Here is a 15,160-nt window from a genome sequence, read left to right on the forward strand (position 1 = left end):
GGACTGGGTGCCCTACCGGTGGGCCGGGAACTCCACCACCTGCTGGTACGTCGGGCGGTTCTGCCAGTGGATCGCCTTCTGGCTGATCCCGCCCAGCGCACGGTGGACGATCGAGTCCGTGCACCACTGCGACCGGCAGCGCCGGGTCGACGCCCCTCGCGCGCACCGGGTTCCCGCCGCGTCAACGTCGCGTCCGGGCACCGTCCGAAGTGGGGCATCTCAGCCAATGGACGCGAATCGCCTTTCGATGGAGCCGAAACGGGCAGTCGTACGTCCATACCTTGACGCCGAAGACCGACCGGCACATGGGGGGCGGCCGGTCCAAGTACGAGCGACGGAGGTGGCAGTGCGATGGCCGGTTTCCGGAGTCTTGCGAGACAGGTCCGCGATCCGCGGGGTGACCTGGCGCTGCGGCGGTACTCGCTGCGCAAGTGCCTGGAGAGGTTCGCCCCCTACGGTCACCGGGCGACCTGGGACCACTTGTGCACCCGACACACGATGGAGCCGGAGGACCGGTCCCCCAACCCCGTGCGACTGGTGCGCGCACTGGAGGAGTTGGAGGCGGCGCGGGCCGTCTGGCTCCGGTACGAGGCCGGGTTCGCCGAGCGCCGCAAGCGGGAGAAGCGCGAGGGGCTGCGCCGGCCGGCCGCCTTCGACGACTGGCGCCGGCACATCTGGGGCGGGAACGGGGTGGCGCTCTGCACGGATCCGGCGGCCCACCCGGCCGCGCCGCTCCCCGAGGTGCTGGGCCGACTGGTCTCGGCCCTGGAGGCGCAGCCCGGCACGGCGTGCCCGGTGTGCGCGGAGACCGGGATCGTCTGGCGTCAGGACCTGGACTGCGAGCCGTGGTCGGGCCCGGTCTGCACGGGCTGCGGAATCGTGGTCCCGCGACCCGTACTGACACCGGGTGCACTGGCGAGAGCGCGGCGGTTCCAACCGAGGGACCAGGCGTCGGCGGCATGAGGGGCTCGGTGGCGACGGAACGGCGGCGCGCCCCCGGCCCTGCGGACGCTTCCTATGAACAGTCCGCCGAGCGGCGCTCCGGCATCAGGCGCGAACCGCTGATCGTGTCGCCGGAGATGTCGTTCGGGTTGGAGAGCACACACGTCTCCAACGACAGACAGCCGCAGCCGATGCAGTCGGTCAGATGGTCGCGCAGCCGTCCCAGCTGCTTGATCCGTTCGTCCAGTTCGGAGCGCCACGCCTCGGACAGCCGCGCCCAGTCGTCGCGGTTCGGGGTGCGCTCCTCGGGAAGTTCGGCCAGCGCGTCCCGGATCGTGGCCAGCGGTATGCCGACCCGCTGCGCGGCACGGACGAAGGCGACCCTGCGCAGTGCGTCCCTGCTGTAGCGCCGCTGGTTGCCGCTGGTGCGGCGGCTGCTGATCAGGCCCTTCGCCTCATAGAAGTGCAGGGCCGAAACGGCGGCGCCGCTGCGCGCGGAGAGCTGGCCAACCGTGAGTTCATGGAGTGTCTGTGGGATCTGGGGCACCCCTCCAACCCTACGTGCCCGCCGCCGCGCCGGTCCGTCGTTGACAGGAACGCACCCGCCCAACCATGCTGAGCAAGCGCTTAGACCGACCGGCACATGGGAGGCGGCGTCGCGGGGCTGGGTGCGCACATCTGCGGCGTTGTCGTCAGTCAACAACTCCCCCATAGCCCGAAAGGCATGGGAGGGGCCCCCTTCGCGTTGCCTCCCTCCTTCGCCTTGCAGCTGCACACACCCAGCCCCGCTCCTTCACCCACCCCCCATGTGCCGGTCGGTCTTAGCCAGGCTACCGATGACGATGGACAGTCGAGAGCGGGAAGGCAGGACCAGGGACATGGCAGAGCCGAGGATCTTCACGTCCGCGCAGGAGCTGCGCGACGGGGTGGGCGAGCAACTGGGTCACAGCGAGTGGCTGGAGATCGACCAGAAGAGGATCGACCTGTTCGCCGAGGCGACCGGGGACCACCAGTGGATCCATGTCGACCCGGAGCGAGCCGCGGCCGGCCCGTTCGGCACGACGATCGCGCACGGTTATCTGACGCTCTCACTGCTCCCGGCGCTGGTCCCGCAGGTCATGCGGGTCGAGGGCATGAAGATGGGCATCAACTACGGGACCAACAAGGTCCGTTTCCCGTCCACCGTGCCGGTGGGCTCCCGGCTGCGCGCGACGGCCGTCCTCAAGGATGTCGAGGAGGCGGGCGGCGGCGTCCAGGTCACCGCCGCCGTCACGGTCGAGCGCGAGGGCGGCGACAAGCCGGTCTGCGTCGCCGAGTCGGTGTCGCGCTACTACTTCTGAGATGCCCTGCGGCGCCATCCTCGGCAGGCGCACGAGGACAGCTGCCGCACCTCGCCGCGCCGCCGGAACGCCCGAATACACCGGCACGAGGACGCCCCGCCGCCTTGCGACGCACCGCATCCGACGCGTCGCGCGCTGATCCACCAGGGATGACAGGGCAGCCCTATCGTGGGGCAGGCCGTGAGTGCCGGGCCGCGACCATGCGCAGGACAAGGTCGGCGTAGAGATCGCCGACCTTGTCCGGCGTACGGCTCCCCTGCGCGCTGAACCAGCGCGCCACGTCGATGCAGAGCGAGAGGACGGCGAGCGTGGTCCCCGGGATGTCAGGGACATCGAACTCCCCCGCCTGCACGCCCTCGCTGATGATCCGGCGGATCACCGCATCGCTCTTCCTGCGCAGGGCGACGATCTCGGTGCGGTGTTCCTCACTCAGGGCGTCGAGTTCGTACTGGACCACGCGGGCGGTGGTGTGCCGCTCGGCATGCCAGCGGACGAAGGACCGTACGGCGTCCGCGAGCCGCTCGGACGCCGTGCCGTCACGGTCGGCGGCCGTCTCCAGGAGCATCAGGGCGCGGTCGTGACCGATCCTGCTGATCCGATGGAGCAGCTCTTCCTTCGTCTTGTAATGGATGTAGAGCGCGGCGGGACTCATCCCGGCGCGGCCCGCGATGTCACGGGTGGTGGTCGCGTGGTACCCGCGCTCGGCGAAGGCGTCGACGGCCGCGACGAGGAGCCGCCTGGCCGCCTCGGGCGTCACCTCGCCCCACGGCGAGCTCTCGCCGCCGGTCTCCTCCGCCGTGCTCATCGTCACCGACCCCTTCCGTTCAGCAGGACGAACACCATACCCCGAACCTGAGCAAGCGCTTAGCGGTCGGTCTGAGATCGTCAGAGCTTCTGGAAGGGGTCGTGGTCCGCGAGGATCTTCTCCAGCCGGGCCTGGTCGACCCGGCTGATGATCTGCCCCGCCTCCTGGCGGTCGCGGATGACCTTGGCGAGGGTGAAGCAGGACGTGACGAGGTACAGGACGCCGATGGCGAGGAAGCCCCGCACCCAGACGTTCGCGTCGAGGAAGTAGATGCCGAGGGTCACCGCACCCATCGCCACCCCGAAAGATGCGACAGCCTGACCGTAGAAGGCCGCGGTGCTCTGCTGCTTGACCGATGTCGTCTCATTCATGGGGACAGCTTCGGCCGCCGCGGCGCCCGCCACATCCGTCCGCGTACTCAGTCCGGTACCCAGTCGCCCGTTCGAGCGGAACGGCCCAGAAGGCGGAGACTTCCGTCAGCGCACAGCTCCTCGCCGAGCCCAGAAAGACCATCCCTCGGTGCCCCCACTTTTAATTAACACTGCTAGTTTTTCGTTCGCAGGCCCTACTATGTGCGGCATGGCCCGACCGCGCAAGCCCCTCCTCAGCCGAGACCGCATCGTCGAGGCGGCGGGCGCCCTGGTGGACTCCGAGGGACTCGAAGCCGTCTCCACCCGTCGGCTCGCGGCCGAACTCGGGGTCAGCGGGCCTTCCCTCTACAACCACTTCCGCAACAAGGACGAGATCCTGGACGCGGTTGCGGACTCCGTCTCCGCGCAGGTCGACTTGTCGATGTTCGACGAGGACGACGGCCGCGACTGGCGCACCGCCCTGCACGACTGGGCGGTCTCCTATCGTGCGGCGCTCGCCGCGCACCCGCACATCGTCCCGGTGCTGGCCCAGGGCCCCGGCCGACGTCCGGCCGGCCTGCGGGTCGCCGACGCGGCCTTCGGCGGCATGGTCCGCGCGGGCTGGCCGCCCGCCCAGGCCACGTACATCGGGGCACTGATGCGGTACTTCGTCACGGGCTCGGCACTGGGCTCGTTCGCGCGCGGTTTCGTGGACGACGAGACAGCGTACGACCCCGCCGACTACCCGCACCTCGGCCAGGCCCATCTGCTGGCCGACCGCCGCCAGAAGGTCGACGAGGGCGCTTTCGAGACCGGACTGCGGGCGATCCTCGACGGTCTCGCCCTGCAGTACGAACAGCGGGCGCCCGCGGCCACGGTTCGGCCCACGCCGAAGCGTTCCTGACCCATGCTGGGTACATGGCACCCCACGACCCGGCCGCGCCCCGCCTCGCCGCCCTGGCCGCGCTCCTCGCCGACGAGACCCGCGCCTCGTTCTGTCTGGCCCTGCTCGACGGGCGTGCCTGGACCGCGGGTGAACTGGCGCGGTACGCCTCGGTCGCACCGTCGACCGCCAGCGAACACCTGGGGAAGCTCGTCGCCGGCGGGCTCTTGACCGAGGAGCGGCAGGGCCGCCACCGCTATGTGCGGCTCGCCGACGAACGCACCGCCCACCTCGTCGAGGACCTCGCCGCCCGGGCCGCGCCCGGCGACGAGGAACGGCCGCGAACGCTGCGAGCGGCAAGCACCAGCAGCGCGCTGGCCCGCGGACGCACCTGCTACGACCATCTCGCCGGCCGGATCGGCATCGCCCTCGCGGACGCGATGACCGTACGGGGACTGCTGCGGCAGGACACCGGCTTCGCACTCACCGACGCGGGCCTGGGCTGGTTCGGGGCGCTGGGCATCGGGCTGGACACCGGGACCCGGCGTCCGCTCGTACGCGGCTGCCTGGACTGGACGGAGCGCCGGCCGCACCTGGCGGGGACCGCGGGCGCCGCGCTGTGCAGGCACGCCCTGGACACCGGGTGGTGCGTACGGATCGGCTCCGGGCGGGCCGTGAAGGCGACCGCGGACGGGGAGCGGGCGCTGCACGAACTCCTCGGGATCGAGCCGGAAACAATTCGGTGAGGACCGAACCGTTCCCCGCTTACAGTCGGCCCATGACGACGACACCCGAACCGGCCTCCTCGGCGACGGCCACCCTGCCCGAAAGCCGCAGCTGGCGGGCGATTGCCGCAGCGTGCACGAGCGTGGTCCTGTGGGCCTCCGCCTTTGTCTCCATCCGCAGCGCGGGCGACGCGTACTCCCCCGGGGCGCTCGCCCTCGGCCGGCTGCTCGCGGGCTCGCTGATGCTCGGCGCGATCCTTCTCATACGCCGCGAGGGGCTGCCGTCCAGGGGTGCCTGGCCGGGCATCCTCGCGTCCGGGCTGCTCTGGTTCGGGCTCTACATGGTGGTGCTCAACTGGGGGGAGCAGCAGGTCGACGCGGGCACGGCCGCCATGGTCGTGAACATCGGCCCGATCCTGATCGCGCTGCTCGGTGCCCGGCTGCTCGGCGAGGGGCTGCCGCGCATGCTGGTGATGGGCATGGCCGTGTCGTTCGCCGGTGCCGTCGTGGTCGGTCTCTCCATGTCGGGGCACGGGGGTTCATCGGTGCTCGGGGTGGCGCTCTGCCTGCTGGCGGCGGTGGCGTACGCGGCCGGGGTGGTCACCCAGAAACCCGCGCTGCGGCACGGCTCGGCCCTCCAGATCACTGCATACAGCTGTCTGATCGGTACGGTCGCCTGCCTGCCGTTCGCCGGTGTGCTGGTCTCCGAGGCGGCCGACGCACCGCTCTCCGCGACCCTGAACATGGTCTACCTGGGCATCTTCCCGACCGCCCTCGCCTTCACCACCTGGGCCTACGCCCTCGCGCGCACCACCGCCGGAAAGATGGGCGCCACCACCTATGCGGTGCCCGCCCTGGTCGTGCTGATGTCATGGCTGCTGCTGGACGAGGTGCCCGCGCTGCTCACCGTCGGCGGCGGCCTGCTCTGTCTTGCCGGGGTGGCGGTCTCCCGTATGCGTTCGCAGAGTGGACGCACGCGGAACAGTCCGGCACAGCCGGTGGAGGGACGCCGAGATGACGCGGAGCGCCCGGAAACCGACCGGCCCCGGGAAGAAGCGGCAGAAGCAGCCGGGCAGGGCTGACGACAAGCAGGCCGCCCTCGCCCGGGCGGCCCGACTCGGCGGCGGCGAGCTCGACGGCTTCGAAGTGATCGACAGCGGGGACGACGACCCGGTCCTGGTGACCCCGCCAGTGGAAGATCTCCAGGGCGTTGAAGGTCACCTGCTGGTCCTTGGCGCCGATACCGACGCCCGTGGTGCGGCCGCCGAAGCGCGGCGAGACCGACGCCGCCGATGCCCGTACGGCGGCGCGGACCACGGACCGGCCCCTTGCTGATCGGGGGTGCATCGGGGGGGTTCAGAACTGGAGGGACTTGGTCTGGAGGTACTCGCCGAGGCCGTGCGAACCGAGCTCACGGCCGACGCCGGACTGCTTGTAGCCGCCGAACGGCGCGAGCGGGTTGAACCGGCCGCCGTTGATGTCGACCTGCCCGGTGTCCATCCGGCGGGCGAAGGCGACGGCCTCCGCGTCGCCGGCGGCCCAGACGGCGCCCGCGAGCCCGTACACGGTGCCGTTGGCGATCCGGAGCGCGTCGTCCTCGTCCTCGTACTTCAGGATCGAGATGACCGGGCCGAAGATCTCCTCCTGGGCGATGGTCATCTCCGGGGTGACATCGGCGAACACGGTGGGGCTGACGTAGTACCCCGTCGCAAGCGGTGCCTCCGGGCCGCCGGCGACGACGCGGGCACCCTCCTCGATGCCCTTCTCGATGTAACCGCGCACCCGGGCCTGCTGCTTCGCGTTGACGACGGGACCGACCCGCTCCCCCGGCACGTACTTGGCGACGGCCGTGGCGGCTAGGGCGACGGCCTCCTCGTACCGCTCGCCGTCGACGAGCATCCGGGTCCACGCGCTGCATGTCTGGCCGGAGTTGGACATCACGTTGGCGACGCCGACGTTGACGGCCTTGGCAAGATCGGCGGAGGGCAGGATGACGTTGGCGGACTTGCCGCCGAGCTCCAGTGCGACCCGCTTGACCGCGCCGCCCGCGGTGGCGCCGATCTGCTTGCCCACGGCGGTGGAGCCGGTGAAGGAGACCAGGTCGACGTCCTCGTGCGCGGCGAGGGCCTGTCCGACGACCGGGCCGAGACCGGTGACCAGGTTGAAGACACCGGCGGGCAGGCCGGCCTCTTCGGTGGCCTCGGCGAAGAGCTGCGCGGTCAGCGGGGTGTCCTCGGCGGGCTTGAGGACGATCGTGCAGCCTGCGGCGAGTGCGGGAGCCACCTTGGCGACGATCTGGTGCAGCGGGTAGTTCCACGGGGTGATCGCCCCGACGACGCCGACGGGCTCCAGCAATACGGTGGAGTTGCCGTGCTTCTCCTCGAAGGCGTACGAGGCGGCCAGTTCGGCGTAGGACCCGGCGACCAGGATCGGCACGCCCGCGTGCACCGTCTGCGACAGCTGGAGGGGCGCGCCCAGTTCCGCGGTGATCGTGGCCGCGATCTCGTCCTGACGGGCCACCAGGACGTCGCGCAGGGCGGCGATCCGTGCGGCACGCTCGGCCGGCGGGGTGGCGGCCCAGCCGGGGAACGCGGCGCGTGCGGCCCGTACCGCGGCGTCGACGTCCTCGGCCGTGCCCGCCGGGACATGGGCGATGACCCGCTCGTCCGCCGGGTTCACGACCGCGATCGTGTCCGCGCCCGCTGGGGTGCGCCACTCTCCGCCGATGTACATACCGTCGTGGGCCTTCATGGCATTTCCTCCCGGGCAGGTTACGGGCGATGTCGTCCGCACCACAAACTAGCGGCGTTAGTTTTTTGGCACCAGAGACGCCCGTCACGTGCGGCCCGGCAATTCACCCGGGTTCGTCGCGCGGTTCAGTAATTCGCCGGGGCGGCCGGAGCGGGCTGACCTGCCCACACCAGCGACCTGTACGGTCAGCCCAGACCGGCGTGCTCGGTGCCGGGGCGCTCGAACTGGGTGCGGTACAGCTCCTCGTACCGGCCGCCGGCCGCCAGCAGCTCCTGGTGGGTGCCGCGTTCCACGATCCGGCCGTCCTCCACGACGAGGATGAGGTCCGCCGCCCGTACGGTGGAGAGCCGGTGGGCGATCACCACCGCGGTGCGTCCTTCGAGCGCCTCCACGAGGGCTTCCTGGACGGCCGCTTCGGAGGTGTTGTCCAGGTGGGCGGTGGCCTCGTCGAGGATGACGACGCGCTGGCGGGCCAGCAGCAGCCGGGCGATGGTCAGCCGTTGCCGTTCGCCGCCGGAGAGCCGGTAGCCGCGTTCACCGACGACGGTGTCGAGTCCGTCGGGCAGCGAGGCGACCAGTCCGTCCAGCCGTGAGCGTCGCAGGGCGTCCCAGAGGTCTTCCTCGGTGGCTTCGGGGCGGGCGAGCAGAAGGTTGGCGCGGACCGACTCGTGGAAGAGGTGGCCGTCCTGGGTGACCATGCCTAGGGTGTCACGGAGGGTGTCGGCCGACAGGTCACGTACGTCGATGCCACCGATGCGTACGGCGCCCTCGTCCGTGTCGTACAGCCGGGGCAGCAGCTGCGCGATGGTCGACTTGCCCGCGCCGGACGATCCGACGAGGGCCACCGTCTGGCCCGGTTCGGCGCGGAACGAGACTCCGCGCAGCACCTCGGCGCCGCCGCGGGTGTCCAGGGTGGCGACGTCTTCCAGCGAGGCGAGGGAGACCTTGTCGGCGGACGGGTAGCCGAAGCGCACGGCGTCGAACTCCACGGAGACCGGACCGTCCGGAACCGTCCGCGCATCGGGCTTCTCCTCGATCAGGGGCTTGAGGTCGAGGACCTCGAAGACCCGCTCGAAGCTGACGAGCGCGCTCATCACCTCGACGCGCGCCCCGGCGAGCGCGGTGAGCGGCGCGTACAACCGGGTCAGCAGCAGGGCCAGGGCGACGACGGCGCCCGCGTCCAGCTGCCCACGCAGCGCGTAGAATCCGCCGAGCCCGTAGACCAGGGCAAGTGCCAGCGCCGATACGAGGGTGAGAGCCGTGATGAACGCGGACTGGGCCATGGCCGTACGGACACCGATGTCGCGCACTCTGCTCGCCCTGACGGCGAATTCGGTGGACTCGTCGGCGGGCCGCCCGAAGAGCTTGATGAGCGTGGCGCCGGGTGCGGAGAAGCGCTCGGTCATCCGGGTGCCCATCGCCGCGTTGTGGGCGGCGGCCTCGCGCTGAAGCCTCGCCATCCGCGTCCCCATCCGGCGTGCGGGCAGCACGAACACCGGCAGCAGCACCAGCGCGAGTGCGGTGATCTGCCAGGAGATGCTGAGCATGACGCCGAGGGTGAGCAGCAGCGTCACGACATTGCTGACGACGCCGGACAGGGTGTTGCTGAAGGCGCGCTGTGCGCCGATGACGTCGTTGTTGAGGCGGCTGACGAGTGCGCCGGTGCGGGTGCGGGTGAAGAACGCGATCGGCATGCGCTGGACGTGGTCGAAGACGGCGGTGCGCAGGTCGAGGATCAGTCCCTCGCCGAGGGTGGCCGAGAGCCAGCGGCTGACCAGCCCGAGTCCCGCCTCCGCGACGGCGATCACGGCGATGAGCACGGCCAGCCGCGTGACGGTCCCCTCCTCCTTGCCGGTCACGATCGCGTTCACGACGCGGCCGGCGAGGATCGGGGTGGCGACCGCGAGCAGTGCCGTGGCGACACTCAGCAGCAGGAACAGCGCGACCCGCCGCCGGTGCGGTCGGGCGAACGCGGCGATGCGCCGCAGTGTGGCTCGGTCGAAGGGGCGTCGGTCCTGCTGCGCGTTCATGACGTTGTGGAGCTGCGTCCACGCGGTGGCTTCCATGCTCATGGAAAGAACGTACGACCTCGACCCGGCTTGAGGTCAACGTCCGCTCCAGGGCCCTGCCGGAAAGCAAGGACCTGGAGCGGTACGGCTCAGACGTCGAGCCCCGGGATCTCCTTCGGCAGGGAGCGGATCCGGCGGCCGTGGTGGTCGAAGACGTACAGGTGCGCGAGGTTGCCCACACCGTCGATCTGGGACGGCGCGGCGGGTGTCCGGTTCCCTGCGGCGCGGACCCGTGTCGTCCCGCGCGGTGGGATGCGGTGCCGGGTTCAGTCCAGGATCCGGGCCAGATACGCCTGGATCAGGACGCGGGTCTCCGCGACGATCGCCGGATCGCCCGACGGGTCGGTGCGGAAGGCGAGTTGGAGGAGCGCGTCGGCGGCTTCGACGCAGACCAGGATCGTCCGGTGCAGATCCTCGTCGGCGGTGCGCCCCAGTCGGCCGGAGAGCAGTTGGGCGAGGCGCTCCGCGACACGGCGATTGGCGTCGGAGGCCGGGTCGTCCACAGGGGCCGGGGCGCCGAAGTCGACGAGGGCGAAACCGGGGACGGAGCGCTTCATCGCCAGGTATTCGTCGAGCACGGCGTCGATGGCGCTGCGCCAGTCGGCGGCCGGGATGACGGTCAGGCGACCGGTGATGCGCTCCGCGTAACTGTCCAGGTTGCGCCGGGCCAGGGCGTCGGCGAGGGCGCGCTTGTTGGAGAAGAACCGGTAGACGGAGCCGATCGGGACTTCCGCGCGGGCGGCGACGGCCCGGGTGGACAGCTGCTCGTAACCGGTCTCGTCGAGGAGTTCGGCGCAGGCGTCGAGTATCCGGGCGAGACGCTCGGCGCTGCGCTGCTGCACGGGGGCGCGGCGGAGGTTCGTATTCGCATGGGGCACGGGCTCCATGATGCCGTGACTCTCCTCTGCGGGACGGGAGGGTGCGCACCTGCGGTCAGGCGAGAAGCAGGGTCAGCCCGCCGACGGTGTACGCGATCATCAGGGCCAGCAGGGGAAGCTGCCCCGCGACGGCGCGGGCGGGCGGGAAGAGGCGCACGGACCGGTCGTGGGCGGCGATGACGCCGAGGATGTGCCCGACAACGATCGCGGCGACCTGGAGCGTGGCGATGCCGCCTGGACGCAGGGGCGGTTCGGGCGGGACCGGATTGTCAGTGCCGAGTGCCACCATGACTGTGCGTGGACCTTCGGTGACGAAGAGTGTGAAGTAGTGGGCGATGAGATAGCCGAGGGCGATCGGGACGAGCGAGTGCGCGAAGACGGTGAGGGGGTGGCGGAGTTGACCGGAGATCAGCCGGGTGGCACCGGCGCAGAGGGCATAGAAGGCGGCGACGAGGGCGACGGCGGCGAGCAGCCCGAGCGTGGCCGCGGTGGTGCGGCCCAGGGGTGAGGTCTGGACGGCGGTGATCCAGGAGGGGGCGTCGGAGAAGCCGTCGTAGGCGGTGGAGCCGAGCATGACGCAGACGGTGGCGACGAGACCGGGAGTCTGCGGGGTGGCGTCGAGTCCGTTGAACGGGGAGCGCAGGACGAGACGGCGGTCGGCGGGCCGGCGGCCGAGGAAGGAGAGCCGGGCGAGCAGGCCCGAGTAGACCTCAAAGGCGTCGGCGTGGTCGAACCAGCGGGCGCCGTGACGGACGGCGCCCGCGAGGTGGACAGCGCCGTACAGCACGAGGAAGAGAAGGAGGGCGGTGGACGACGCGGGGTCGGGGGCGACGAGTTCGAGCCAGGTGAAGGCGAGGAGTCCGGCCGCGGCGGGCCACAGACCGAGCTGTGCGGGAAGGGGGCGGCCCGCAGCCGGGTCGCGGGCCAGCGCGCGGCAGACGAGGAGGTGGAGCGTGCGCAGGGGGTTGAGGAGTCGCCAGACGGGACCGAGGAGGAGCGAGGCGGGGACGAGCCCGACCCAGAGGAGCACGTAGACGGCGCCCGCGGCCGGGTTGCGCTCCGGACCATCCGGGCCGAGGAGGAGATGGAGGAGGACGAACAGGGCGGCGGCCAGGCCGAGGGCACGCGCGGCGATACGGGTGGGGCGGGCGTCGGCGAGTCGCTGCAGAGGGACCGGCAGCGGGCGGCCTGCCCGGTCGCCCCGGAATCGGGAGGCGGGCCAGAGCAGGCCGAGCGCGAGGAAGGAGACGAAGAGCGCGGCGAAGGCACCGGCGAACGCGTAAAAGGGGGACAGCGGCAGGTCGTGCCGGGAGCCGACGCCATGGGCGAGGACGCTCACCGTACGACGAGCTGGGTCAGGAGCAGACCGGACTCGTGGGTCTCGACCTCGAACAGCCCGGTGCGGTCGGCGGTGAGAGTGAGGGTGGTGGTCCGTCCGGCGGGCAGGCGCGCTTCCTTGTCGTAGCCGTGGACATGGAGGGTGTCGGCGCGGTCGGCGCGGACGCGCAGCTCGATGCGCTGCCCCTTCCTGAGCTCGGTGCGACCGGGGGCGGGGCTGACCTTGCCGTGAGAGATGACGATCTCCAGAGTCCGGTCGGGGCGGGGCTCGGCGGGGGTGCCGGCGGAAGGAGTGGTGGTGAGAGGGGTGGCGGCCTGGATCGGTGTGGAGTGCACGGCCCAGGCGGTGTGGTCGTCGGCGTACAGCCGGGCCGTGAGGGTGCGCCCGCCGCCCGCTTCGCGGACGAGGGAGTCGGGGAGGTGGTACCAGGGGCCGTAGAGCCGGGCCAGGGGGTGGCCGTCGAGGAAGAGCCGGGCGTGGCCGCGCCCGAGGAGCGCCGCGCCGCCGACACTGTCCGGGCTGAATCTGAAGTTCCGTACGGAGAGATGGACGTTCCACCCGTCCTCGGAGTCCGGCCGTACGGCGACGGTCACCGCGGGGGCGCCCTCGGCCTCGACCTGGCGGAGCCGGTGCCCGGATCCGTCGTCCGCGGTGAGGAGCCGGCCGACGCTGCCGCCGGCCTGTTCATGGCTGGTGCCGGGCCTGTGGTGGGTGGTGGGCCGCCCACCGCAGGCACTCGCACCGCACACGAGAGCGCCTGCGGTGAGAAGGGCGGCGGCGAGCCGGGGGAACGCCGTGCGCGACGTGAGCGCCGTGAGCGCCGTGAGCGTGTCGAGTCGCAGCGTGCGGGGAGATCGCCTCATGATCAGTCCCCGTCCGGTCCGGAGCCCCGGTGGGACCCGGAATCCGTGTCCGGCCCGGAATCCACCGATCCTGACGCTGAATCCGCACCGTGTCCGGAACCCGCGCCGTGGCTCGAATTCCTTCCTACGCCCGCACCGGCAGGGGCCCCCGCCCGGTCGTCGCCCTGAGCGTCAGGCCCCGGGGCCGCCTTCTTCCGTACCGCCCGTTCCCCGTGCCGCGCGGAGGCCGCCATCGCCCACACCACCCAGATGACACCGAGGAGACCCCGTACCCAGGCCGGGCCGATCGGGATCCATGGGATCATCAGGACGGCCTTGTCGAAGGCGTCGAGCAGGGTCAGGGCGCCCAGCACCATCGTGGTCCAGCCCAGTCCGGGCCGCTCGCCGCGCAGGACGAGCCCGATGCCGACCCACCACGCCCCGGTCAGCAGCAGCGCCACCGCAGGCAGATAGGAGGACGCGAGGCCCATCGTCGCACCGGCCACATCCAGCCCGAGGCCGATCGCGCCGAGCAGGGTGGCCGCTGTGGCGAGCCGGCTGTGCCGCAGGCGGCGCCACCAGAGCACCCCGCCGACCAGCGCGAGCACCAGAGCGACACCCAGCGCGATCTGCACCTCGATGCGCTCGATGCCGCGCGCGCCGTACCAGTCGCAGCCGGCCGGCAGCCGCCGCGCCTGCACGTTGTAGTCGGCACAGACCAGCAGTTGGGCTAGTTTGACCGGTTCGCCCACCAGCCGGTCGGTGCGGACGGAGACCGCGCCGCGCGCCGCCCCGCACGCGGGCAGCGAGCGCGGTGTGGACGGTCCGGTGTCCGACTGCCAGCAGTTGCTGTCGCCCTGGCCGTCCCACCACACATCGGTGCGGTTGGGCCGGGAGCGGCCCGCCTTGTCCGTGCCGAGGTGATTGCCCGCGTACCGGTTGTGGTGCGAGGTGTCGGCCTGCTTCGCGAGGGCGTTCTCGCCGCGGATGAAGGCGGGGACGGCGCTCAGGAAGAAGGCGGCACGCCGCTGTCCGTAGATCCAGTTGTTCTCGTAGATGTTCCAGTTGCCGCCTGCGGTGATGATGCCGGTGCCTGGCGGCATGGAGATCTGCGGGCAGACGACGCCGTCCTCGTAGCCGCGTTCGACGGGCGGTTTGGCGCAGGTTCCATCGGCGACGTACGGGTAGTAGTCGGCGTTGTTGTCGTGGATGAGGTTGCGTTCGAAGCGTGCGTGGTTCTGCGGGAGTCCGGGGTGGCCAGGGAAGGCGCTGTCCATCGAGGCGCCGCCCATGTTGTGGTCGAACTCGTTGTCGTGGACGTGGACCGAGTCGCCCGCGGTGCCGGAGTAGCCGACCATGTTGTGGTGGCTGCGGCAGCCGGTGATCTCGATCGAGTAGCGCGGCACGTCGTAGCCGTACGCGTCGTTGATGTTCGACGCGCTGCCGGGGTAGATGCCGGAGTCGCCGTTGCCGTACGACTCGCAGTTCTTGTAGAGCCCGTGGTCACTGGCGAAGGTGAGGAAGCCGTACTCGTCGTTCCACCGGGTGAGGACGTCGTCGATGACGAAGCCGTCCTGGGCCAGCACATACAGCGAGTTGAACGTCGTGCGCTGGGCGGTGAAGTTCTTGAAGTAGATGCCGTCGGAGCCGTCCGAGCGGATCGCGTTGAGTTTCTGGTACTTGGCGTCGATGACGACGTCGGTGCGCTCCGCCCCGGTCCCCTCGATCTGGAGCTGCTTCTTGCCGAGGATCGCCACCAGGTTCTGGTTGTGCGGACACTTCTTCTGCTGCGCGTACGACAGGATCTGGTAGCCGAGCTGCGAGTTGGGCGCCTTGAGTCTCGCGCACTCCCCCGTCGGCCTGGGCAGCGAGGGCTCCTCCTCGTACAGGCCGGGCAGGATCGCGATGGTCATGCCGGGTCTGCCGACCTCGTCGACGGCCTGCTGCAGATGGCGGTACCCGGACTTCCGGCACCGCTCGAAAAGTTCGAGGTTGCGTGTCCGGAGCTTCGCCGGGAAGCCGGATATCCGGCGTTCGAAGTCGGCGCGGTCGCTCTTGCAGACCAGCAGATCCGGTTCGCCGGCGCGGTAGACCGGGACGCTGCCGGAACCGTCGGGCAGGGTGACCGGCCGTTCCTCGTGCGCCTGGGCGGCCGGGGCCGCGAGGAGTGCGGCGGCCAGTGCCACCAGGACCACCAGAAGTCTTCGTGTCCACAACATGTGCCGGAGAGTAGAGC

At 71.0% G+C, this 15,160-nt stretch carries 15 protein-coding genes; 5 read left to right on the plus strand and 10 right to left on the minus strand.

Annotated elements, in window-relative coordinates:
• Positions 1 to 12: 12 nt before the first annotated feature.
• Positions 13 to 201 carry a hypothetical protein gene (locus AB0N06_RS01915; protein ID WP_366132928.1) on the minus strand — a complete coding sequence of 63 codons (189 nt, stop codon included), beginning with the start codon at positions 199 to 201 and terminating at the stop codon, positions 13 to 15.
• A gap of 150 nt (positions 202 to 351) precedes the next feature.
• Between AB0N06_RS01915 and AB0N06_RS01920 the strand changes: the two genes are divergently transcribed.
• The gene (locus AB0N06_RS01920) at positions 352 to 963 is read left to right on the plus strand and encodes a hypothetical protein (protein ID WP_366132819.1); all 612 of its coding nucleotides are present in this window, start codon (positions 352 to 354) and stop codon (positions 961 to 963) included.
• A 52-nt stretch (positions 964 to 1,015) separates the two neighbouring features.
• On the opposite strand, the gene soxR is transcribed toward AB0N06_RS01920, so the two are convergent.
• Positions 1,016 to 1,489, minus strand: a complete 474-nt coding sequence (gene soxR, locus AB0N06_RS01925; RefSeq protein WP_366132820.1) for a redox-sensitive transcriptional activator SoxR — start codon at positions 1,487 to 1,489, stop codon at positions 1,016 to 1,018.
• A gap of 331 nt (positions 1,490 to 1,820) precedes the next feature.
• On the opposite strand from soxR, the gene AB0N06_RS01930 reads away from it, so the two are divergent.
• On the plus strand, positions 1,821 to 2,282 hold the full coding sequence (locus AB0N06_RS01930) for a MaoC family dehydratase (RefSeq protein ID WP_366132821.1): 462 nt from the start codon (positions 1,821 to 1,823) through the stop codon (positions 2,280 to 2,282).
• Between the two features lie 163 nt (positions 2,283 to 2,445).
• Here the strand turns inward: AB0N06_RS01930 and AB0N06_RS01935 are convergent, their stop codons facing one another.
• Positions 2,446 to 3,087, minus strand: coding sequence for a TetR/AcrR family transcriptional regulator (locus AB0N06_RS01935; protein WP_366132822.1), 642 nt, complete (start codon positions 3,085 to 3,087; stop codon positions 2,446 to 2,448).
• A gap of 80 nt (positions 3,088 to 3,167) precedes the next feature.
• Positions 3,168 to 3,458, minus strand: a complete 291-nt coding sequence (locus AB0N06_RS01940) for a YiaA/YiaB family inner membrane protein (RefSeq protein WP_366132823.1) — start codon at positions 3,456 to 3,458, stop codon at positions 3,168 to 3,170.
• 208 nt (positions 3,459 to 3,666) lie between these two features.
• Here AB0N06_RS01940 and AB0N06_RS01945 point away from each other — a divergent pair, with 208 nt between their 5' ends.
• Genes AB0N06_RS01945 through AB0N06_RS01955 form a run of 3 tightly spaced genes read left to right on the plus strand, consistent with a single transcriptional unit; the run spans position 3,667 to position 6,127 of the window.
• Positions 3,667 to 4,341 (plus strand): TetR/AcrR family transcriptional regulator C-terminal domain-containing protein, encoded by a 675-nt coding sequence (locus AB0N06_RS01945; RefSeq protein ID WP_366132825.1) that lies wholly within the window; start codon positions 3,667 to 3,669, stop codon positions 4,339 to 4,341.
• A gap of 14 nt (positions 4,342 to 4,355) precedes the next feature.
• Positions 4,356 to 5,066: a winged helix-turn-helix domain-containing protein gene (locus AB0N06_RS01950; RefSeq protein ID WP_366132826.1), complete on the plus strand. Its 711-nt coding sequence runs from the start codon at positions 4,356 to 4,358 to the stop codon at positions 5,064 to 5,066.
• Between the two features lie 32 nt (positions 5,067 to 5,098).
• Positions 5,099 to 6,127 carry a DMT family transporter gene (locus AB0N06_RS01955; RefSeq protein WP_366132827.1) on the plus strand — a complete coding sequence of 343 codons (1,029 nt, stop codon included), beginning with the start codon at positions 5,099 to 5,101 and terminating at the stop codon, positions 6,125 to 6,127.
• A 274-nt stretch (positions 6,128 to 6,401) separates the two neighbouring features.
• Here AB0N06_RS01955 and AB0N06_RS01960 read toward each other — a convergent pair whose 3' ends face one another.
• The 6 genes from AB0N06_RS01960 to AB0N06_RS01985 form a co-directional block, all read right to left on the minus strand.
• Positions 6,402 to 7,796: an aldehyde dehydrogenase family protein gene (locus AB0N06_RS01960; RefSeq protein WP_366132828.1), complete on the minus strand. Its 1,395-nt coding sequence runs from the start codon at positions 7,794 to 7,796 to the stop codon at positions 6,402 to 6,404.
• Positions 7,797 to 7,981: 185 nt separating this feature from the next.
• Positions 7,982 to 9,868 carry an ABC transporter ATP-binding protein gene (locus AB0N06_RS01965; protein WP_366132829.1) on the minus strand — a complete coding sequence of 629 codons (1,887 nt, stop codon included), beginning with the start codon at positions 9,866 to 9,868 and terminating at the stop codon, positions 7,982 to 7,984.
• A gap of 263 nt (positions 9,869 to 10,131) precedes the next feature.
• A complete protein-coding gene (locus AB0N06_RS01970) occupies positions 10,132 to 10,752 on the minus strand; it encodes a TetR/AcrR family transcriptional regulator (protein ID WP_366132830.1) in 621 nt (206 codons plus the stop codon).
• Between the two features lie 46 nt (positions 10,753 to 10,798).
• Entirely contained in the window at positions 10,799 to 12,082 is a 1,284-nt protein-coding gene (locus tag AB0N06_RS01975) for a hypothetical protein (protein WP_366132831.1), read from the minus strand.
• Entirely contained in the window at positions 12,079 to 12,945 is an 867-nt protein-coding gene (locus tag AB0N06_RS01980) for a hypothetical protein (RefSeq protein WP_366132832.1), read from the minus strand. The genes AB0N06_RS01975 and AB0N06_RS01980 overlap by 4 nt, the downstream gene beginning before the upstream one ends.
• Positions 12,946 to 12,947: 2 nt before the next feature.
• Positions 12,948 to 15,143 (minus strand): right-handed parallel beta-helix repeat-containing protein, encoded by a 2,196-nt coding sequence (locus AB0N06_RS01985; RefSeq protein ID WP_366132833.1) that lies wholly within the window; start codon positions 15,141 to 15,143, stop codon positions 12,948 to 12,950.
• Between the last annotated feature and the right edge of the window lie 17 nt (positions 15,144 to 15,160).

Origin of the sequence: Streptomyces sp. NPDC051020 (assembly GCF_040683105.1) — a bacterium.
Lineage (GTDB): Bacteria > Actinomycetota > Actinomycetes > Streptomycetales > Streptomycetaceae > Streptomyces.